General features: G+C 54.6%; 23 protein-coding genes. 14 read left to right on the top strand and 9 right to left on the bottom strand.

From position 1 onward, the window contains the following. Positions 1-7: 7 nt before the first annotated feature. Entirely contained in the window at positions 8-331 is a 324-nt protein-coding gene (locus tag RCCS2_RS08740; protein WP_008233384.1) for an ArsR/SmtB family transcription factor, read from the bottom strand. Positions 332-373: 42 nt separating this feature from the next. After that, entirely contained in the window at positions 374-559 is a 186-nt protein-coding gene (locus RCCS2_RS18335; RefSeq protein WP_198007023.1) for a hypothetical protein, read from the bottom strand. Between the two features lie 111 nt (positions 560-670). Here RCCS2_RS18335 and RCCS2_RS08745 point away from each other — a divergent pair, with 111 nt between their 5' ends. The 7 genes from RCCS2_RS08745 (at position 671) to RCCS2_RS08775 (ending at position 5,138) form a co-directional block, all read left to right on the top strand. Then, entirely contained in the window at positions 671-1,558 is an 888-nt protein-coding gene (locus RCCS2_RS08745; RefSeq protein ID WP_008233388.1) for a LysR substrate-binding domain-containing protein, read from the top strand. A gap of 176 nt (positions 1,559-1,734) precedes the next feature. Further along, on the top strand, positions 1,735-2,067 hold the full coding sequence (locus tag RCCS2_RS08750; RefSeq protein ID WP_008233390.1) for an AtpZ/AtpI family protein: 333 nt from the start codon (positions 1,735-1,737) through the stop codon (positions 2,065-2,067). Continuing rightward, positions 2,060-2,806, top strand: a complete 747-nt coding sequence (locus RCCS2_RS08755) for a F0F1 ATP synthase subunit A (RefSeq protein ID WP_008233392.1) — start codon at positions 2,060-2,062, stop codon at positions 2,804-2,806. Before RCCS2_RS08750 ends, RCCS2_RS08755 begins: the two co-directional genes overlap by 8 nt. Before the next feature lie 55 nt (positions 2,807-2,861). Further along, a complete protein-coding gene (locus tag RCCS2_RS08760) occupies positions 2,862-3,086 on the top strand; it encodes a F0F1 ATP synthase subunit C (RefSeq protein WP_008233394.1) in 225 nt (74 codons plus the stop codon). An 81-nt stretch (positions 3,087-3,167) separates the two neighbouring features. Then, positions 3,168-3,713, top strand: a complete 546-nt coding sequence (locus RCCS2_RS08765) for a F0F1 ATP synthase subunit B' (RefSeq protein ID WP_008233396.1) — start codon at positions 3,168-3,170, stop codon at positions 3,711-3,713. Between the two features lie 3 nt (positions 3,714-3,716). After that, positions 3,717-4,277, top strand: a complete 561-nt coding sequence (locus tag RCCS2_RS08770) for a F0F1 ATP synthase subunit B (protein ID WP_037293782.1) — start codon at positions 3,717-3,719, stop codon at positions 4,275-4,277. 120 nt (positions 4,278-4,397) lie between these two features. After that, on the top strand, positions 4,398-5,138 hold the full coding sequence (locus RCCS2_RS08775; RefSeq protein WP_198007024.1) for a CPBP family intramembrane glutamic endopeptidase: 741 nt from the start codon (positions 4,398-4,400) through the stop codon (positions 5,136-5,138). On the opposite strand, the gene RCCS2_RS08780 is transcribed toward RCCS2_RS08775, so the two are convergent. The 3 genes from RCCS2_RS08780 to RCCS2_RS08790 all read right to left on the bottom strand — a co-directional run bounded on the left by RCCS2_RS08780 (position 5,135) and on the right by RCCS2_RS08790 (position 7,635). Continuing rightward, positions 5,135-5,902, bottom strand: a complete 768-nt coding sequence (locus RCCS2_RS08780) for a FadR/GntR family transcriptional regulator (RefSeq protein WP_037293963.1) — start codon at positions 5,900-5,902, stop codon at positions 5,135-5,137. The genes RCCS2_RS08775 and RCCS2_RS08780 overlap by 4 nt on opposite strands. 111 nt (positions 5,903-6,013) lie before the next feature. Next, positions 6,014-6,670, bottom strand: a complete 657-nt coding sequence (locus RCCS2_RS08785) for an OmpA family protein (RefSeq protein WP_037293964.1) — start codon at positions 6,668-6,670, stop codon at positions 6,014-6,016. Between the two features lie 116 nt (positions 6,671-6,786). Then, complete coding sequence (locus tag RCCS2_RS08790; protein ID WP_008233401.1) at positions 6,787-7,635, bottom strand: bifunctional helix-turn-helix domain-containing protein/methylated-DNA--[protein]-cysteine S-methyltransferase; 849 nt, start codon at positions 7,633-7,635, stop codon at positions 6,787-6,789. 95 nt (positions 7,636-7,730) lie between these two features. On the opposite strand from RCCS2_RS08790, the gene nth reads away from it, so the two are divergent. Next, on the top strand, positions 7,731-8,375 hold the full coding sequence (nth, locus tag RCCS2_RS08795; RefSeq protein ID WP_008233402.1) for an endonuclease III: 645 nt from the start codon (positions 7,731-7,733) through the stop codon (positions 8,373-8,375). Continuing rightward, the gene (locus RCCS2_RS08800) at positions 8,372-9,364 is read left to right on the top strand and encodes an adenosine kinase (protein WP_008233403.1); all 993 of its coding nucleotides are present in this window, start codon (positions 8,372-8,374) and stop codon (positions 9,362-9,364) included. Before nth ends, RCCS2_RS08800 begins: the two co-directional genes overlap by 4 nt. Here RCCS2_RS08800 and RCCS2_RS08805 read toward each other — a convergent pair. Both RCCS2_RS08805 and RCCS2_RS08810 read right to left on the bottom strand, forming a co-directional pair. Then, positions 9,342-10,046, bottom strand: a complete 705-nt coding sequence (locus tag RCCS2_RS08805; protein ID WP_037293784.1) for a hypothetical protein — start codon at positions 10,044-10,046, stop codon at positions 9,342-9,344. The two genes, RCCS2_RS08800 and RCCS2_RS08805, sit on opposite strands and share 23 nt — an antisense overlap. 154 nt (positions 10,047-10,200) lie before the next feature. Continuing rightward, positions 10,201-10,995 carry a sulfotransferase family protein gene (locus tag RCCS2_RS08810; RefSeq protein ID WP_008233412.1) on the bottom strand — a complete coding sequence of 265 codons (795 nt, stop codon included), beginning with the start codon at positions 10,993-10,995 and terminating at the stop codon, positions 10,201-10,203. A gap of 134 nt (positions 10,996-11,129) precedes the next feature. Between RCCS2_RS08810 and RCCS2_RS08815 the strand changes: the two genes are divergently transcribed. Both RCCS2_RS08815 and RCCS2_RS08820 read left to right on the top strand, forming a co-directional pair. Then, complete coding sequence (locus RCCS2_RS08815; RefSeq protein ID WP_008233422.1) at positions 11,130-12,707, top strand: DUF5928 domain-containing protein; 1,578 nt, start codon at positions 11,130-11,132, stop codon at positions 12,705-12,707. 8 nt (positions 12,708-12,715) lie between these two features. Further along, a complete protein-coding gene (locus tag RCCS2_RS08820) occupies positions 12,716-13,078 on the top strand; it encodes an HIT domain-containing protein (protein WP_008233424.1) in 363 nt (120 codons plus the stop codon). Between the two features lie 15 nt (positions 13,079-13,093). Here the strand turns inward: RCCS2_RS08820 and RCCS2_RS08825 are convergent, their stop codons facing one another. Further along, on the bottom strand, positions 13,094-14,029 hold the full coding sequence (locus tag RCCS2_RS08825; protein ID WP_008233425.1) for an ABC transporter ATP-binding protein: 936 nt from the start codon (positions 14,027-14,029) through the stop codon (positions 13,094-13,096). An 87-nt stretch (positions 14,030-14,116) separates the two neighbouring features. On the opposite strand from RCCS2_RS08825, the gene RCCS2_RS08830 reads away from it, so the two are divergent. Together RCCS2_RS08830 and RCCS2_RS08835 are read left to right on the top strand one after the other, a co-directional pair. Further along, positions 14,117-14,296: a zinc-finger domain-containing protein gene (locus tag RCCS2_RS08830; protein ID WP_008233426.1), complete on the top strand. Its 180-nt coding sequence runs from the start codon at positions 14,117-14,119 to the stop codon at positions 14,294-14,296. A 26-nt stretch (positions 14,297-14,322) separates the two neighbouring features. Beyond that, entirely contained in the window at positions 14,323-14,922 is a 600-nt protein-coding gene (locus RCCS2_RS08835) for a TIGR02117 family protein (protein ID WP_050770799.1), read from the top strand. Positions 14,923-14,941: 19 nt separating this feature from the next. Here the strand turns inward: RCCS2_RS08835 and RCCS2_RS08840 are convergent, their stop codons facing one another. Further along, positions 14,942-15,394: a hypothetical protein gene (locus tag RCCS2_RS08840; protein WP_037293787.1), complete on the bottom strand. Its 453-nt coding sequence runs from the start codon at positions 15,392-15,394 to the stop codon at positions 14,942-14,944. A gap of 38 nt (positions 15,395-15,432) precedes the next feature. Between RCCS2_RS08840 and polA the strand changes: the two genes are divergently transcribed. Further along, positions 15,433-18,249 carry a DNA polymerase I gene (gene polA / locus RCCS2_RS08845; RefSeq protein ID WP_008233430.1) on the top strand — a complete coding sequence of 939 codons (2,817 nt, stop codon included), beginning with the start codon at positions 15,433-15,435 and terminating at the stop codon, positions 18,247-18,249.

Genomic DNA, 18,249 nt, shown 5'->3' on the forward strand with positions numbered 1-18,249 from the left:
ATCCACCTTACGTGTTCAACTCTTGCGCCAGAAAACTTTCAAACGCATCCAGATCTATCGCGTCCATCTGGCCAAAGCCCTGCATCCAGACCGAAGCTTCGCGCAGCATATCCGGCTCTAGCTTGCACCATTTTACCCGCCCCCGTTTTTCCTGACTGATCAGGCCAGCGGCAGTCAGCACACCCAAGTGCTTGGAAATCGCTGCCAATGACATCTCAAACGGTTCCGCCACGTCGGTGACGGCCATGTCATCCTCAAGCAGCATCGCAAGGATGGCGCGCCGGGTTGGGTCGGCGAGGGCTGCAAAAATGGTATCAAGCGCTTGGGTCATGCGGCCACGTCCTAGCAATCAATGGCCCACCATACCAGCATTTCATAGCAGCGGACGGTCGTTGGATTCCGACGGCCAGACAAAGCGATGCCGCTCCAATTCTGCTTTGGTCATACCGATATCACGTGCCGCATGATCACTGATTGATTTTGGCAGTTTCCTGCGATCGTGCCGCATCCATTTGGCAAGGCGCAACCAGATGCCTGCCAGTGCAGTCATTATTTTCATGGTATTTCCTACCTATGGTTTGAAATATTGAGGTTGATGATGCGGGAAGGTCTGCTTGATATCAAAGTCAATTCCTTGACATGACATGTGCGAAAAAGGCACGCTTTGCACATGCCTCGTGCCTTGCCCCCATTGAATGCCTTGCGTGCCTTTGAAGCCGCCGGCCGCCATCAAAGCTTTTCCGGTGCGGCCCAGGAACTTGGCGTGAGCCATTCTGCCATCAGCAGACATGTGCGCGGGCTGGAGGATCGGTTGGGTGCCCAGTTGTTCCGCGATCTGCCGCGTGGTGTCGCGCTGACTCAGGCAGGCGCGCGGTATCTTGCAGCACTCAGCCCGTCATTTGACCGCATCGCTGAGGCTTCCGAGGTGTTTGATCAGCGGCCGGCAGGGCAAGTGACAGTGGATGCCGAACCCCTTTTTGCGATGAAATGGCTGATCCCGCGATTGGGCGATTTCTATCAACGCTACCCTGATATTGAGCTGCGCTTGCAGGCGAACAGCGCCATCGCAGATCTGGGCCGTTATGAAGCGGATCTTGCCTTGCGTTTCTTTCACGCAGGCCCCGAAGGACAGGATGCACCGCTGCTAAGTAATGCGCCACTTTATCCTTTTGCAGCGCCAACTGTCGTGTCAGGCCTGATGCCGCCGGAAGAGATATTGTTGTTGCCACTGCTGCGCGATCGCCACGCAGATACATGGCGCAAATGGGCTGGATTGGTCGGATGCCCGCCACCGGCAGGCGCCCCATCGGACTGGCGAATGCGGGCGCGGCTGGCTTATGAAACGGCTTTGGCCGGTCATGGCGTTTTGCTTGTCTCAAGTGAGATCGCAGAAGTTGACGCCGCCTCTGGTCGGCTGATCCGATGCTCTGATATTGGGTTTCGTATGGGCAGTTATCACTTGGTTTCCGCCGAGGGCGTGATGCGGCGCAGCGCGGTGCGGTTGTTCCGGGAATGGCTGCTTGATCAAAGTGCGGGTCTGCGGTCCATCAAGCGTTAGTCAACCATTTGGTTGAACGTCTGATTAAGCGTTCCGTAGGCTATGCGTCGCAATTTTGGTGAGCCATGCATCTTTTAAGATATTGATATAAAATCATAAATACGACTATACCACGCGCTTGACTCTATGAGAGGCAGATCATAGACCCTTCGCAACCTTGTGAAGGGTGCAAACCGATGTCTGAACCGCATGACGCTGACCGCCTCAAGGCACTGGAAGCAAAGATTGCGGCGCTCAAAGAGCCGGAAGTCGTCAAGCACCATTCAGAAGAACACTATTCTCAAGCGCAGCTTGCTTGGCGGATGGTGATAGAGCTTGTAGCCGGTCTTGGGATTGGCTTTGGCATTGGATACGGGATCGATACCCTTTTGGGCACAACCCCGATTTTTCTGGTGCTATTCGTATTTTTTGGCCTCGCAGCCGGTGTTCTGACCATGATGCGATCCGCCAAAGAGGTGCAAAGAAAGCAGCTTGAGGCTGCAAAAGAAGAGGGCGACGCACGTGGCTGAAGAAAAAGAAGGTGGCTTGGTCTTTCACCCGCTGGATCAGTTTATCGTAAAGCCGCTGTTTGGCGACGGTCCTGTGCACTGGTACACGGTCACAAACCTGACACTCTGGATGGCGATTGCATTGCTGGCGATTGTCGCGGTTTTCGTTTTGGGCAGCCGCGGTCGTGCGGTGATCCCAACACGTTTGCAGTCTATTGGTGAGCTGATCTACGGCTTTATTTACAAGATGGTTGAGGATGTTTGCGGTAAGGATGGGGTGAAATATTTCCCTTACATCATGACGCTGTTCCTGTTCATCCTTTTCTCGAATTACCTCGCGCTGATCCCGATGTCTTATTCGCCAACTTCCATGATTGCGGTGACCGCAGTTCTTGGTTTTGGCGTTTTCTTTGCGGTCACGATCCTTGGCTTTGTCAAAAACGGTCCTGCATTTCTTGGTTTGTTCTGGATGTCTGATGCGCCAGCGGTCCTGCGCCCGATTATTGCGGTGATCGAAGTGATTTCTTACTTCGTTCGCCCGGTTAGCCACTCCATCCGTCTGGCTGGTAACATCATGGCGGGGCACGCGGTTTTAAAAGTGTTTGCGGGCTTTGCTGCACTCACACTGGTCAGCCCGGTTGCTGTCTTTGGCATCGTCGCGATCTACGGTCTTGAGGTGCTGGTTTGCGGCATTCAAGCTTATGTTTTCACCATTCTGACGTGCGTTTATCTGAAAGACGCGCTTCACCCGGCACACTAACAACGGCGGGGGGTCCCGCCAATCTACTCAACTTCCAATCGTAAGGAGAATTCACATGGAAGGCGAACTCGCACACATCGGCGCTGGTCTGGCTGCAATCGGTTCCGGCGCTGCCGCAATCGGTGTTGGTACAGTTGCAGGTAACTATCTTGCAGGCGCATTGCGCAACCCATCTGCTGCTGCTGGTCAAACAGCAACATTGTTCATCGGTCTGGCATTTGCCGAAGCTTTGGGGATCTTCGCGTTCCTCGTGTCGCTTCTGCTGATGTTCGCTGTTTAAGAACACGACCCATATCCTTACGGCTGACTGACGCGGGACTTCGCGTCGGTCGGTAAAACATCAAGGTATTCGGGGGCCATCATGGCAACAGAAACAACAGACGCCGCAGGCGTATGCGTAGATGCAGGGGGTTCTGCCCTTGGCATGCCGCAGCTTTGCGCCGATTGGATGCCCAACCAGATTTTCTGGCTACTGGTCACGCTGATCACACTTTACTTTGTGATGTCACGCATCGCTTTGCCCCGCATTTCTGCGGTTCTGGCAGAACGTTCGGGCACCATCACAAATGATATCGCGGCAGCCGAAGAGCTGAAGAACAAAGCAGCTGAAGCTGAAGCTGCTTACGACCAAGCCCTTCTGGATGCCCGCAGCGAAGCCCAAAAGATTGTGGCCGAAGCGAAAGCAGAAATTCAGGCAGAACTGGATGTCGAGCTACAGAAAGCCGACGCGCAGATCGCTGCAAAGACAGCCGAAAGCGAAGCCGCCATTGGCGAAATTCGCGAAGGCGCGGTAAAAAGCGTGACCGCCGTTGCCAAGGACACAGCCAAGGAATTGGTTGCTGCCATGGGTGGCACTGCTGATGCAAAAGCGATCACTGCTGCAGTGAACGCGCGGATGAAAGGGTAGACCATGAGACTGACACTCACCACCCTTTTAGCTATTGTTGCAAGCCCCGCTTTGGCGGCTGGTGACAAGCCTTTCTTTTCACTGGCAAACACTGACTTTGTCGTTCTGATCGCGTTCGTGATCTTCATCGGCATCCTGCTTTACTTCAAGGTTCCCGGCCTTGTGGGTGGTATGCTGGACAAGCGTGCCGACAGCATCAAGGCTGAGTTGGACGAAGCAAAAGCACTGCGCGAAGAAGCGCAGTCTTTGTTGGCTAGTTATGAGCGCAAGCAAAAGGAAGTGCAGGAGCAATCCGCGCGGATCGTTGCTGCGGCCAAAGAAGAGGCGACCAATGCGGCAACCGCTGCAAAGGATGATATCGCCAAGTCGATTACCCGTCGTCTTGCCGCCGCTGAGGAACAGATTGCAAGCGCCGAAGCATCCGCTGTGAAAGAGGTTCGCGACCAAGCAATTGCTGTGGCCGTTGGCGCCGCCAAAGATGTGATCGCCAAGCAGATGGATGCAAAGTCTGCCGGTGCGCTGATCGACGACTCTATCGCGACGGTTGCTGAGAAACTGCACTAAGTTCATCACGATATTTGTTTCGAAAGCCCGGGTGCGTGATGCGTAGCCGGGCTTTTTCGTTGACAGGGGCGGGGCGGTCTTTGAGACTATAATATGGGGCGAAGAGCAGGAGTTTTGACAATGCCTAGCCTCAGGTCTGGGATCATGGCGGCGGTTGTCTATGTCGCGATTGTGGGTCTTGGCGCCGTTTTGTCCCTTGGTGCATTTGCTGAAAATGCTGATATTGCGACAGCCCTGCTCAGACTGCTTCCTGTGCAGCTGGTTGGTGCCTTTTTCTGCTACTTTGCTGTGACCCGATATTTTGGTTGGGTCGGTGCCGGGTTCGGGCGGATCAGGTGGGTTGGGCTGCTTTGGTTTTTGCCGGCGTGCACGGTTCTGGTTTTCATGTTTCTGGACATTTCGCAGGCTGCTACCCCAGCCCTTTGGCGTGGGTTTGGTGCTTTGGGCATCGCGATGCTTGTTATTGTTACGTTCTGCATCGCCTTTGGTGAAGAAGTGATTTTTCGGGGCATTTTACTACGCGGCGCCATGTCCAGATTGGCTGTGCCGGTGGCAATGTTGCTAAGCGCGATATCCTTTGGTGCGCTGCATGCCATCAATGCGCTGTTGGGTCAGGAGGCAGGTGACACATCTTTGCAAGTCATTTTTGCAGTCTTCGTAGGCGTCTTTCTTGCACCACTTGCCTTGCGTGTCGGGAATCTATGGCCACTGATCATCTGGCATTGGCTTTGGAATATCGCTGTTATTCTGGGCCAGGTGGTGGGCGTGCTGCATCCTTATGTATTGATCGGGATCGCAATTCAGGCCGTTATTTCTGTATGGCTTTGGGTCCAGTTTCTGCGCGCATCGCGCCTGCGCTAACGCCCGGTTTCGTGCTCTAACCGCTTTTGCGCGAAAGCTTCGTTGCGGTCAGATTTTTGCTGATCTGACAGTGCGCTTTCCACAAAGCTCAAATGGGCCTCAACCGCTTTTCGTGCGCCCATCGGGTCACGGTTTTGCAGCGCGTCGTTGATCACCCGGTGCTGGTCCAGCAACGTGTCGCGCGTCATCCGTTGTTTGAACATGACTGTACGATTGTAGAACACGCCTTCGCGCAGCAATTCGTACATAGACCGCATCATATGCAGCATGATGACGTTATGGCTGGCCTCGATGATCGACAGATGAAAATCGGCGTCTAGATGGGCCTCATCCGCGGGGTTCCGCTTTTGGTGGGCGGCTTCCATCTTGTTGAAAATGGTATTGATCACCTTCAGGTCGGTGTCGCTGGCAAGACGTGCGGCGCGTTCTGCGGCCAGCCCCTCCATGTCCCTACGAAAGCTGATATAGTCAAAGACAGCTTCGTCATGCGTCGCAAAGAGCGTGACCAATGCCGGGGCAAAAGCAGAACCAAGGACATCGGCGACATAAACGCCAGCCCCTGCTTTGGACGCCAGCAAGCCACGGTCCTGTAGGTCCGCCAGGGCCTCTCGCAAGGATGGTCGCGACACGCTCATCCGTTCGCTCAGTTCCCGTTCAGAGGGCAGCCTTTCACCGGGGCGCAGGATGCCGCGCAAGATCAATCCTTCGATCTGGCGGATGACGCCATGGGACAGTTTTTCTTGATGGACGGGTTCAAAGGGCATGGGATCAATCACTTTATATTGGTCAAATGATATGACCAAATTGGGCATATCACAACAAGAAAGGGGTCGCGTTTCCGCAACCCCTTCCAAGCGTTTGATGATGGAACGCGCTTAGTTAGGCGTGATCACAATCTCGACCCGGCGGTTCGCCTGACGGCCAGCAGCGTTGAGGTTGGACGCAACCGGGTTGTTTTCGCCCGCACCAATTGTTCTGATGCGGTTTCGCGAAACACCACCGCCGACCAAGACAGATGATACGGCAGAAGCGCGACGCTCTGACAGACCTTGGTTGAACGATGCTTCACCGACATTGTCTGTGTGGCCGATCACGTTCACAGTTGAATCAGGATACTGCTGCAGTGAATTTGCCACGATCCGCAGCTCGCGTTGCGCGGTGCCGGACAACTGTGTGCTGTTGGTTGCAAAAAGCAGATCCTCGCTTAGCACAACGCGAAGGTCGCGACCGTTGTTGGATACGCCAACATCGTTGCGCAACTGGCGACGCAGGTCTTCTGCCTGGCGATCAAGCGAGTTACCGACGCCTGCACCAACGCCTGCACCCAGTGCTGCACCGATAAGGGCGGCCTGATTGCGTTCGCGGACGGAACCGTCGTTGTTTGTCAAAGCACCAAGCACAGCACCAGCGCCAGCACCGATCAAAGCGCCCTGTTGTGTGTTTTGGTTCTGGTTCGGGCCTGCGGGGTCACATGCAGCAACAAAAGTAAATGATGCAGTAGCGAGCACGAGGGGAAACTTCGTAAATGTCATGGTCATGGTTCCATTTTGTATGAGCGCGGCAATTGCGCCTGTTTGATGGGACAGCTTATGCCCATTTCTCCCATGATATCCAATAACGCAGCCTATACCAGCAGGCTTTTGCCGATTTACGCTTGCTCGTGTTGCGCGTCTGCTCTGGCAGATTCCCAAGCAAGCATCGCGCGTTTCACAGGTAACCCCCAATGATACCCCCCCAGCGCGCCGGATTTGCGCAAGGCGCGGTGACAAGGGATCAGCCAACTGACCGGGTTGCGCCCGACCGCTGTGCCGACGGCGCGCACCGCTTTGGGTTTGCCGATGGATTGGGCGATTTCCGAATATGTGGTCACATGACCCGATGGGATGGTCAACAACGCCTCCCAAACCTTTAGCTGGAAGGGCGCGCCGATCATATGCAATTTGGTTTCGCCATTCATCCCAAGTGCCGCTTCTGCCCATGGGCGCAGGAAACTGGGGTCTTCAACGAAAACTGCCTTGGGCCAGCGCGACTTAAGATCAGCCATGGCAGGTTCTGGTCCCGCTTCTGCAGCAAATGCCAGACCACAAATCCCTCTATCCGTGCCCATAACCAAAGCAGGGCCAAAGTGGCTTTCAAACCACCCCCAGAAAATCGTAAGGTCGGCCCCGTCGCGGGCATAGTCACCGGGGCTCATTGCTTCCCATCGCACAAAAAGGTCGTGCAGTCGCCCGCTGCCCGATAACCCGACCGCATATGCGGTTTCCAGTGTCGTGAACCGGTCACGCAGCAGCGTCTTGGCATGGGCCAATGTCAGATATTGCTGATAGCGTTTGGGTGATACACCAACCCATGACGAAAACAGCCGCTGAAAATGTGCAGGGCTCATATTCATGTCGGCGGCCAGATCGGCCAGCGTTTGGGGTTCATCGCCAGCTGCATCAATAGCTTCGATCGCACGGCGCATAATTTGATAGTGATATGTCTCTGTCTGTTCCATGTCTTTCAAATTAGGGGCAACCGACCCGCGAAGCGACCCGGAAATTGCGCATCTGGCGCTTGCCCCCTTTGGGGCTTCAAGGCATACGGGTCTGCATGGCAAAACAGCTTGATTACCACACTATCCGCAACATTTTTGAGCGGTTCCATGCGGCAGAACCCGAACCCAAGGGCGAGCTTGAGCATGTGAACGTCTATACGCTGGTCGTCGCGGTTGCCCTTTCGGCGCAGGCCACGGACGCTGGCGTGAACAAGGCGACGCGAGCGCTGTTCAAAATCGCCGATACACCGCAGAAGATGCTTGATCTGGGGCTCGACGGCGTGACCGAACATATCAGGACAATTGGCCTTTATCGTAACAAGGCCAAAAACGTCATCAAGATGAGCCAAATTCTGGTTGATGAATATGGTGGCGTTGTCCCGAATTCGCGGGCTGCCCTGCAATCGCTGCCCGGTGTGGGCCGCAAGACCGCCAACGTGGTGCTGAATATGTGGTGGGGTCAGCCTGCGCAGGCCGTTGATACCCATATTTTTCGCTTTGGTAATCGCAGTGGTGTCGCACCGGGTAAGGATGTCGACGCCGTCGAACGCGCTATTGAAGATCATATTCCCGCTGATTTCCAACTCCATGCCCATCACTGGATGATCCTGCATGGTCGCTACGTCTGCGTGGCGCGAAAACCTAAATGCGCGGCTTGTCTGATCCGCGATCTATGTATGTTTGAGGATAAAAATCTATGAAAAAATATCAGGTTGTCGGCATTGGCAATGCGATGGTTGATGTCTTGGCGCGTGCTGAAGATGCGTTTCTGGCCGAGGCCGGGGTCGAGAAAGGCATCATGCAACTGATCGACATGGAGCGTGCTGTTGATCTTTATTCCCGCGTCGGTCCAGCGCAAGAGGTCAGCGGCGGATCAGCAGCCAATACAATTGCTGGCATTGCGCATCTGGGCGGGCAGACGGCCTATGTGGGTAAGGTCAAGGATGATCAGCTGGGGGCGATCTTTGCGCATGACCTGCGTGCGCAAGGTGCAGGCTATGAAACAAGGATGGCGCCAAAGACCGAAGATGCCGAAACGGGACGTTGCATTGTGATTGTGACACCCGATGGTGAGCGGTCGATGAATACCTATCTGGGCGTGACCGAGTTTCTATCACCTGATGATATCGACGAAACACAAATGGCAGATGCCGAATGGATCTATCTTGAAGGGTATCGTTTTGACGGCCCCGACAGCCACGCCGCGTTCGCCAAGGCCATTGCCGCATGTCATGGGGCAGGGGGACGCGTATCGCTGACGCTCTCTGACCCATTCTGTATTGAGCGGCATCGTGATGCCTTTCGCGATATGGTGCGGGATCATGTTGATTTGCTGTTTTGTAATCGCGCTGAAATGGGGTCAATGTATCAGACCGACGATTTTGATGCCGCACTTGCGCAGGCGGCCTCCGAAGTTGCGATGGTGGCATGTACTGACAGCGAAAATGGCGTGCATGTGCTTGCTGATGGGCAGCGCTGGCATGTGCCTGCGGTGCCCACGGATATTGTAGATGCAACCGGTGCTGGCGACCTCTTTGCGGGTGCTTTCCTGTGGGGGCTTACAAATGGTCATGATCTGGAAACATGTGCCAAAATGGGCAATGTGGCAGCTTCTGAGGTGATCAGCCATATTGGTGCGCGGCCCGAAGCGAACCTGACGGCGCTTTTTAAGCAGCAGGGACTGATTTAAGCCAAAGCGCGTCGAGGGCATCAATAGCGGTGGGATCAAAGCGGTCCTCTTCCTTCCAGTATTTACCGGACGGGACGTAATAATTAAGCCGAGTTTCTTCTGCCAGGGCGGCCTGAACAATGTCTTTGTTCAATGCCAGCGGTTGCGCATTCGCCGCATCTGCTGGCGTTGATCTGGGAAACACCAATCGGCTTTCATCTGATGACATATTCACCATCGCGCAGTTCTGCCTTGCTGCAATGGCCATCAGCCGGGCAGACTTTGCCTCAAGCGACCGCAGTGTCACGTCCTCGCGTAACGGGTCTGCAGTTCCGGTGCCATAGAAATGGGTCGTTGTGCTGGAATAAACCATGTCACATCCAAGCACGGCAATCACACGTGGCTTAAGTGCGGCCAGCGCCCAATAGCTGGCTGTAAACGCCATCGTCCCGCCGGCATAGACAAAGCCGCCAAGTGTGTTTTGCAAAGGCACATAATCGGCCGCGCGAATGATGCGCTGGTGTGCGGCGATATCCACGGGCATCCGTTCCACCGGAAAATCATCCGGGTGAATCAAGTCATCCCAATCAGAACGCACCGCCCACGCGTTATTAATCGCGACAATCCGTTCAAAGGGATCACGAGGCCAATCGCGGCAGGCCACAACGTTCGGGCCACTGCCAAGGATAAGAACGACAGACACGTCAAGATTTCCTTTGCCTTTTCGATCAGGCACTTAGGGTGATCCGTGAAACTGTCGACCCTTATCTTCTCATGTTGAAAAATACCTTCGGGGGTGAGGCCGCAGGCCGAGGGGGCAGACAGCCCCCTTTGCAACGGCGCCACAGGTGCGACACCTAGCCAAGTTTGGCGTGCACTTCATCAAGGTCAATGTCGCTAACAGGCATTTTGTTTGCGGGGTTTTCGAAATCGTATTTGAAAATCCGAAAGTCGCGTTTGTAGATTTCATACACAATATGCATCGATAGATCGTCAAAGTAATCCGCAACAGGATGCGCGCGCTTGGGCCCATGCCCTTCGCTTTCGTTGAAACGCGGGATGCTGGACAGATCGATGGGGTGTGTGGTCTTGATCCCGTTCAATACGCTTTGCATGCCCTCGTCAAACTTCTCGGTCCAAAAGATGTTGTCATAACGCCCCCCATTCGCAATGAACGTTGAAATATGACCAGACATCGCAGACCAATGGATATCAGGCTCCATCGGACGCCGCCAACGGATGGTGTCGCGGGCGAATAGCAAAAAGCGACGAAAGCTTTTGATCTGGTCGAATTCAAAACCGCTTTCAGGATCACCCACTTCGATCCCGTATTTCTGAATCAGGAGCGGAACAAGGTTGCCGCGGTAGTATTTGCCGTTGCGCTGCACACCACAGATTTTGTCAAAGAATGATGACAAAATCCGGGTATAGGGATTGCGCACACAGGTAAACGCATAGCTTTGGTGTGCTTTGACATTGGCTTCTATCAGCGGCCTGCTGTCATCAAGCGCCCATTTATGAATGCCCGTTTTGGCATCGTGGATGTCACCATCGAAGAACTGCCCATGGTCCGAATAATACATAATCTGACCGATGCTGGAACAGGCGCATTTCGGCACGACACGATAGACCACGCTTTCGCTTTGGGTCATCCATGTTCCGGGAAAATTTGCCACCTTTACGCTCCTGCCCAATTGTCGCCACCTTCAAAGCAAAGAAAGCCTGTCACTTCAATGTCTGTTCGCGTTATGACAGCTTAGAACACAACTAAGATCGCTTGAAACCTATGGCACGTGTCGCCTTTATTCTGCTTTGTCATAAAAATCCGGCTGTGATCATCCAGCAGGCCGAACAATTGACTGCGGCTGGTGATTACATCGCGATCCATTTTGATGCCTCGGCTTCAGCGGCGGATTACCAGACGCTTTTGACAACACTGGGGGACAATCCCAATGTGGCCTTTGCCAAAAGCCGCGTGAAATGCGGTTGGGGCGAGTGGAGCCTTGTGCAAGCGACGCTGCACGCGGTTGAGGCAGCGGTGACGGCCTTCCCGCGTGCCACCCATTTTTACATGGTCTCAGGCGACTGCATGCCGATTAAATCGGCCGGTTTCGCGCATCGTTTGCTGGACGAAAACGATGTTGATTATATCGAAAGTCATGACTTCTTTGAAAGTAACTGGATCAAAACAGGTTTCCGCGAAGAACGTCTAATCTATCGCCACTTCTTCAACGAACGCACGCAAAAGCGCCGGTTTTATACAGCACTGGAGCTGCAAAAGCGCTTCAAGATGACACGCAAGATCCCAGACGATTTGCAGATCATGATTGGCAGCCAATGGTGGTGCCTGCGCCGTCAGACGGTCGAAGCGGTGCTTGAATTTGCCTATGCGCGCCGCGATGTGATGCGGTTTTTCCGCACTACGTGGATCCCGGATGAAACGTTCTTTCAAACTTTGGTTCGTCACCTTGTCCCGGCGCGTGAGATTGAGAACCGGACGCTCACGTTTTTGATGTTCACAGATTACGGGATGCCAGTGACGTTTTATAATGACCACTATGATCTGCTTTTGGGCCAGGGGTCGCTTTTTGCCCGTAAAATCAGTGCAGAGGCAGCAGATTTAAGGGAACGGCTGGGCGCGCTTTATGCCAGTGATCGCATGGATTTCGTGATCTCGGACGAAGGTCGCAATCTGTTTCAGTTCCTCACCGGGCGCGGGCGTATCGGACGCCGCTTTGCCCCGCGGTTCTGGGAAAATGAAACGACGCTTGGTCGCAGTCGTGAGCTGATGATCATTGCATGCAAGAAATGGCATGTGGCCAAGCGGCTGGTTGCGGCTATTCAGCATCATACAAATGTGCCAGCGATCGAATACGTCTTTAATGAAGATGATACTGATATGCCTGATCTGGGCGGCATCGAAAGTTCGCTGCAAAAGCGGGGGCGCCATAGGCGGGCGTTAATGCGGATGCTGTTTGAACATTATGATAGCGACCGGCTGGTGATCTGCCTTGATACTTCTAGCCTTGATCTGATGACTGATTTTTTTGCTGATCGTGCAACAGTGCGGATGCTTGAGATCGAGTGCAGTTTTGATGATGACTATCTGGTGGGCCATGCCATGCGTGTCGGATTGGCCGGCCCACAAACCAGCGAAGCCACGTTGGAGCGTCTATTGCCGACGATACGCCATGATATGATTTACGAACGTGATGCCATCCGGGATGCCAAGTTTATACATACAAGCCGCATCAAGGAAACCGCCACATGTGACGAGAATGCCCATGCTATCGCGCAGTTCTTGAGCGTGTCACCCGAGGTGGCCCGCACCCTTGCTGAAACACCCTATCTCTTTGTTGATTGAGGACCCCTATGGAATACGCTTACGACGACCAGAATATCTTTGCCAAAATCCTGCGTGGTGAAATCCCGAATAAGACTGTCTTTGAAAATGACCATGCGCTCGCGTTTGAGGATATCGCCCCGCAAGCGCCTGTCCATGTCCTGATCATCCCCAAGGGGCCCTATGTCAGTTTGGATCATTTCGCGCGCGATGCATCACCGCAAGAACAGGCAGGCTTTATGCAGGCCGTTGCCGAAGTTTGCCGTATCACGGATGTGAAGGACGGTTTCCGCAGCATCGCAAATACCCGTACCCACGGCGTGCAAGACGTGCCGCACTATCACATGCATATTTTGGGCGGACGTCAGTTGGGGCGGATGTTGCCGCATTGATTGGACAAAGAATGTCTAGCCGTTGCGCGACGAGGTGAGCGACAGGAACACATCTTCAAGATCGGCTTCTTCGGTTTTGACGTCCTTAATCGTGATCCCGGCGTCGCGGACCAATGACAGGATTTGGTCGGCAGGTGTCGTGCCACTTTGGTAGGTAAACGTCAGTGTGCCATTGGCATGCTTCTGGCCTGTGATTTTGTCGGGCAACGCGGGCAGATCAGCATCGGTTTCCGGCGTGATGACAAGCGTCTTGCTGTCCAGCCGCCCCAGCAGATTGGCGGTGCTGTCTTTGATGATCACCTCGCCGTGGTTGATGATGGCGATGTCATCGCACATTTCCTCGGCCTCTTCGAGGTAGTGTGTGGTCAGGATGATCGTCATGCCTTGTTCGTTCAGCCTGCGCACGTTTTGCCACAGCATGTTGCGTAATTCGATATCCACGCCTGCAGTTGGTTCATCCAGCACAAGGATCTGCGGTGAATGAACGAGTGCTTTTCCCAATAGCAATCTGCGTCGCATACCACCCGAGAGGGAGCGCGCATAAGCATCAGCCTTGTCGGTCAGTCCAATCAGATCAAGGATTTCTGCGGTTTTGCGTTGGCTTTTGGGCACACCGTAAAGGCCCGCTTGCACGTCCAGCGATCCGGCAGGCGTAAAGAACGGATCAAGATGTGGTTCTTGCGGCATGATCCCAATAGCAGCACGGGATTGGCGCGGGTTTTTATCTTGGTCAAAACCCCAGATTTTCACACTGCCCGCAGATTTGACGACCAGACCGGCCAAGATATTGATCAACGTGGATTTGCCTGCACCATTCGGCCCCAAAAGCCCAAAGATGGATCCGCGCGGAATGGTCAGGTCAACGCCCTTCAGCGCCTCTTTCGCGGGGCTGCGCCCTGTGGCGGCATATGTCTTTTTCAGCCCTTGAATTTCTATGGCGTTGTCGCTCATGCCGTCTTTCCCCTTACCCGCGTCTGCGGTATGTCTGTTGCAGACTTAAGGCGGGCAACGGTCCGCGGCAACCAGATGAGAGTAATCATGTCCACACCTGCACCCGAGATCCGCATTGTTCATGATTGGCGTGTGGCCTGTGATGGTGGCGAAGGCGCGTTGGGCCACCCCCGTGTCTGGCTGCAAATTCCGCAAGATCATGGCTGGGTCGAATGCCCCTATTGCGATGCCAAACTGGTGCATAAGGAATTCGAGGGCAAAGTCTGATCCGTCGCATTCTTTTCGCGCTTTGCTTGCCGATCTTGTTGTATCTTTTTGCCGGGACGGTTGGCGGTCTTATTAAAACAGGCGATCCGTCGGTTCAAACCTCGGAGTTTCGGATTGGTTTGCTGCGGGGCCCTATCCATACAGATCTGTTGCTGCCTGCCATCCCTGAAATCAGAACGGCGTTTGGCTTTTTGCAGGAAGGTGGGTTGCCCGTAACCCACCCCGACGTCGCGTGGATCGTGGCAGGCTGGGGCGCCCGCGAGTTTTACATGACAACCGGAAGCTATGCCGACCTCAGGCCCGGCCCGGTCTGGCGCGCGATCAGTGGTGATGATGCGGTCATGCGCGTCTTTGTCGGTGGCGAGATTACGGATCCTGTTGCGATTACATGGGTGAATGTGTCGCTTGATCAGTTGGATGCCCTCACGCGCGCCGTACTGTTTGATTTTGAAAATACCTCGTTGCCGCCGTTGGATCATCCCGGTTTGAACGGCAGTGATCTGTTCTATCCTGCCAAGGGACGGTTTCATCTGTTTCGCACCTGTAATGTCTGGGTTGGCGATATGCTCAGACAGGCTGGCATTCGGGTTGGTATTTGGACACCGTTTACTTGGTCGCTGCCCTAAACGGCACATGGCCAGCCGATCAGCTCATCGGGATGGGTCCGCTCATGCAGGGCAGGCGCGGGCTGACCGACCCGTCGGGTGTCAAGAACTCCAGCACGTTTTCGCCAGACCAGATTTGGATCGGCTGCCCCAGACTGTCACTGCCATTGCCGATCACTGTGCCGGTTTCATTGTCTTGGGTGTGATAGATCACCCCGATATCCACACCGTTTTCGCAGGTCATCTGCCCCATGCCTGCACCAAACGGTCCATCCGCTGTCCAAGTACCGTCGCAGGTAATCCCGTTTGAGATTTTACCAGTGACTGGCCCCGTATCCCAACCGCGTGCTTCCCCATCAAAATACAGGCCCTGATCCCCGACGCAGGCCAGAACGCGCACGCAATTCGACTGGCTGTAGGGCACGTTTTCGCAGGTTTCTGCGTCAAGTGGTGCTGCAAGGCAGATGGTCACTGGAACGATCAGGCGGATCATGGCAAAACCTTTCTCAAGCAATGTGGGGATGACTTCAGATGGAAACGAAATTCGGCAAAGGCTGTCACCTGCATCTGATTGACGGCTCGGCGTTTATCTTTCGCGCCTATCATGCGCTTCCGCCCCTGACGCGCAAGTCCGATGGCCTGCCAGTAGGGGCCGTAAGCGGATTTGTGAACATGCTGCAGCGCTATGTTGAGGGGAATAATGGGGCCGATGCGGCGACCCATGTTGCGGTGATTTTTGACAAAGGCAGCCATACGTTTCGCAACGATATGTATGATCAATACAAGGCCAACCGCGACGCGATGCCAGAGGATTTGCGCCCGCAGATCCCGCTGACGCGCACGGCGACGAAGGCGTTCAATATCGCCTGTGAAGAGATGGAAGGGTTCGAGGCGGATGATATTATCGCAACCCTGTCCCATCAGGCGCGTGATGCCGGTGGCCGTGTGACGATTGTGTCGTCGGACAAGGATTTGATGCAGTTGGTGGGCGATGGGGTCGAGATGCTTGATCCGATGAAGAACAAGCGGATTGATAGCGACGGTGTGGTTGAGAAGTTTGGCGTCGGGCCAAACCGTGTGGTCGATGTGCAGGCGCTTGCTGGCGACAGCGTTGACAATGTGCCGGGCGCACCGGGGATCGGGATCAAGACGGCGGCCTTGCTGATCAACGAGTATGGCGATTTGGAAAGCCTGCTGGACCGGGCCGAAGAGATCAAACAACCCAAGCGCCGCGAAACGCTGATTGAGAACCGCGAACAGATTGAGTTGTCCAAGAAGCTGGTGCAGCTGGATTGCGAGATGACGCTGGCGTTCGGACTGGATGATCTGGAGGTGAAAGACCCTGATCCGGAGGTCTTGATGGGGTTCCTGACCGAAATGGAATTCCGCACCGTTACAAAACGCATTGCCGACAAGCTGGGTTTGGAGGCCCCTGTCGTTGAAGCAGCAGCACCCGCTGCGACGGAGGTTGCGACACCTGAGGCGGTCGCGTTTGACCCTGACGCTTACGAATGTGTGCGTGATGCCGCCGCCTTGCAGGTTTGGATCGACCGTATTCGCGCGCGCGGCTACGTGGCGGTTGATACCGAAACAACGGGCCTGAACGAGATGATTGCCGAACTGGTCGGCATCTCGCTTTGTGTTGAAGCGGGGCAGGCGTGCTATATTCCCCTGACCCATAAATCTGCCGCATCAGATGATCTATTCGGATCGGATGAGATGGCCGAGGGGCAAATGGATTTTGACGAATGTCTGGCGATGCTCAAACCGGTTTTGCAGGATCCTGCGGTTATCAAAATCGGTCAGAACATGAAGTATGATGCCAAGATTTTCGCGCGTCTGGATATTGACGTGGCGCCGATTGATGACACGATGCTGATGTCCTACGCCATGAATGCGGGCAAGCATAATCATGGCATGGATACGTTATCAGAACGCTATCTGGGGCATACGCCCATTCCTATTAAGCCATTGCTGGGCAGTGGGAAATCCGCGATCACTTTTGATCGGGTGCCGGTTGATGATGCCGTGAAATATGCCGCTGAGGATGCCGATATCACCCTGCGCCTGTGGCAACAGTTCAAGCCGCAATTGCATATGAACAGGGTGACGACCGTTTACGAAACGATGGAGCGTCCGTTGGTGCCGGTACTGGCGCAGATGGAGCGGCACGGGATCAAGGTGGACCGCGACACACTTAGCCGGATGTCGAATGCCTTTGCTCAGAAAATGGCGGGTCTGGAGGATGAGATACAGGAAATGGCTGGTCGGCCTTTCAACGTAGGTTCGCCCAAGCAATTGGGTGAAATCCTGTTTGATGAGATGGGTCTGGAAATGCCCGATGGCAAGAAACCCTCGACCGGCAAAACCGGGGCCTATTCCACCGGGGCGGATGTGTTGGAAGACCTTGCCACCTTGCATGACATGCCGCGCCGTATTCTGGATTGGCGGCAACTGTCGAAGCTGAAATCGACCTATACCGATGCGCTGCAAGAACATATCAATGCTGAGACGGGGCGGGTGCATACGTCATACTCCATCGCTGGTGCGAACACCGGGCGTCTGGCCTCAACCGACCCGAATTTGCAGAATATTCCAGTGCGGTCCGAAGAAGGGCGGCGTATTCGCGAAGCCTTTGTGGCCGAGGACGGTAAGGTCATTGTCAGCCTTGATTATTCCCAGATTGAACTGCGTATTTTGGCGCATATCGCGGGCATTGATGCGCTGAAACAGGCGTTTCTTGACGGGATCGACATTCACGCGATGACCGCGTCAGAAATGTTTGATGTGCCGCTGGATGAAATGACGCCGGATGTGCGGCGGCAGGCGAAAGCGATCAACTTTGGTGTGATCTATGGCATTTCCGGCTTTGGTCTTGCGCGCAACCTGCGCATTCCACGTGGTGAGGCGCAGGGGTTCATTGACCGGTATTTCGAACGCTTCCCCGGTATTCGCAAATATATGGATGACACCGTCGCGTTCGCCAAAGAGAACAGCTACGTGCAGACGCTTTTCGGACGCAAGATCAATACGCCTGAGATTAATGCGAAGGGTCCTCATGCGGGGTTCGCAAAACGGGCCGCGATCAACGCGCCGATTCAAGGCACGGCGGCAGATGTGATCCGGCGGGCGATGATCCGGATGCCGGATGCGATTGCGGGGCTGCCTGCAAAGATGCTGCTACAGGTTCACGACGAACTAATCTTTGAGGTTGAAGAAGGTGCTGTCGACGACCTGATCACCGCCGCCCGCGATGTGATGGAAAACGCGAGCGACCCTGCGGTGAAACTGGATGTGAAGCTGGCGGTGGATGCAGGGCAGGGCGCGAACTGGGCTGAGGCGCATTGA

It is taken from the genome of Roseobacter sp. CCS2 (genome assembly GCF_000169435.1).
Classification (GTDB): domain Bacteria; phylum Pseudomonadota; class Alphaproteobacteria; order Rhodobacterales; family Rhodobacteraceae; genus Yoonia.

What these genes read in the sequence shown, in the direction of transcription:
- RCCS2_RS08760 (WP_008233394.1), top strand. Translation starts at nt 2,862, where the DNA reads ATGGAAGGCGAACTCGCACACATCGGCGCTGGTCTGGCTGCAATCGGT.
- RCCS2_RS08775 (WP_198007024.1), top strand. Translation starts at nt 4,398, where the DNA reads ATGCCTAGCCTCAGGTCTGGGATCATGGCGGCGGTTGTCTATGTCGCG.
- RCCS2_RS08740 (WP_008233384.1), bottom strand. Translation starts at nt 331, where the DNA reads ATGACCCAAGCGCTTGATACCATTTTTGCAGCCCTCGCCGACCCAACC.
- RCCS2_RS08825 (WP_008233425.1), bottom strand. Translation starts at nt 14,029, where the DNA reads ATGAGCGACAACGCCATAGAAATTCAAGGGCTGAAAAAGACATATGCC.
- polA (WP_008233430.1), top strand. Translation starts at nt 15,433, where the DNA reads ATGGAAACGAAATTCGGCAAAGGCTGTCACCTGCATCTGATTGACGGC.
- RCCS2_RS08800 (WP_008233403.1), top strand. Translation starts at nt 8,372, where the DNA reads ATGAAAAAATATCAGGTTGTCGGCATTGGCAATGCGATGGTTGATGTC.
- RCCS2_RS08780 (WP_037293963.1), bottom strand. Translation starts at nt 5,902, where the DNA reads ATGCCCTTTGAACCCGTCCATCAAGAAAAACTGTCCCATGGCGTCATC.
- RCCS2_RS08815 (WP_008233422.1), top strand. Translation starts at nt 11,130, where the DNA reads ATGGCACGTGTCGCCTTTATTCTGCTTTGTCATAAAAATCCGGCTGTG.
- nth (WP_008233402.1), top strand. Translation starts at nt 7,731, where the DNA reads ATGGCAAAACAGCTTGATTACCACACTATCCGCAACATTTTTGAGCGG.
- RCCS2_RS08770 (WP_037293782.1), top strand. Translation starts at nt 3,717, where the DNA reads ATGAGACTGACACTCACCACCCTTTTAGCTATTGTTGCAAGCCCCGCT.
- RCCS2_RS08820 (WP_008233424.1), top strand. Translation starts at nt 12,716, where the DNA reads ATGGAATACGCTTACGACGACCAGAATATCTTTGCCAAAATCCTGCGT.
- RCCS2_RS08790 (WP_008233401.1), bottom strand. Translation starts at nt 7,635, where the DNA reads ATGGAACAGACAGAGACATATCACTATCAAATTATGCGCCGTGCGATC.
- RCCS2_RS18335 (WP_198007023.1), bottom strand. Translation starts at nt 559, where the DNA reads ATGAAAATAATGACTGCACTGGCAGGCATCTGGTTGCGCCTTGCCAAA.
- RCCS2_RS08750 (WP_008233390.1), top strand. Translation starts at nt 1,735, where the DNA reads ATGTCTGAACCGCATGACGCTGACCGCCTCAAGGCACTGGAAGCAAAG.
- RCCS2_RS08765 (WP_008233396.1), top strand. Translation starts at nt 3,168, where the DNA reads ATGGCAACAGAAACAACAGACGCCGCAGGCGTATGCGTAGATGCAGGG.
- RCCS2_RS08785 (WP_037293964.1), bottom strand. Translation starts at nt 6,670, where the DNA reads ATGACATTTACGAAGTTTCCCCTCGTGCTCGCTACTGCATCATTTACT.
- RCCS2_RS08810 (WP_008233412.1), bottom strand. Translation starts at nt 10,995, where the DNA reads ATGACCCAAAGCGAAAGCGTGGTCTATCGTGTCGTGCCGAAATGCGCC.
- RCCS2_RS08840 (WP_037293787.1), bottom strand. Translation starts at nt 15,394, where the DNA reads ATGATCCGCCTGATCGTTCCAGTGACCATCTGCCTTGCAGCACCACTT.
- RCCS2_RS08830 (WP_008233426.1), top strand. Translation starts at nt 14,117, where the DNA reads ATGTCCACACCTGCACCCGAGATCCGCATTGTTCATGATTGGCGTGTG.
- RCCS2_RS08745 (WP_008233388.1), top strand. Translation starts at nt 671, where the DNA reads ATGCCTCGTGCCTTGCCCCCATTGAATGCCTTGCGTGCCTTTGAAGCC.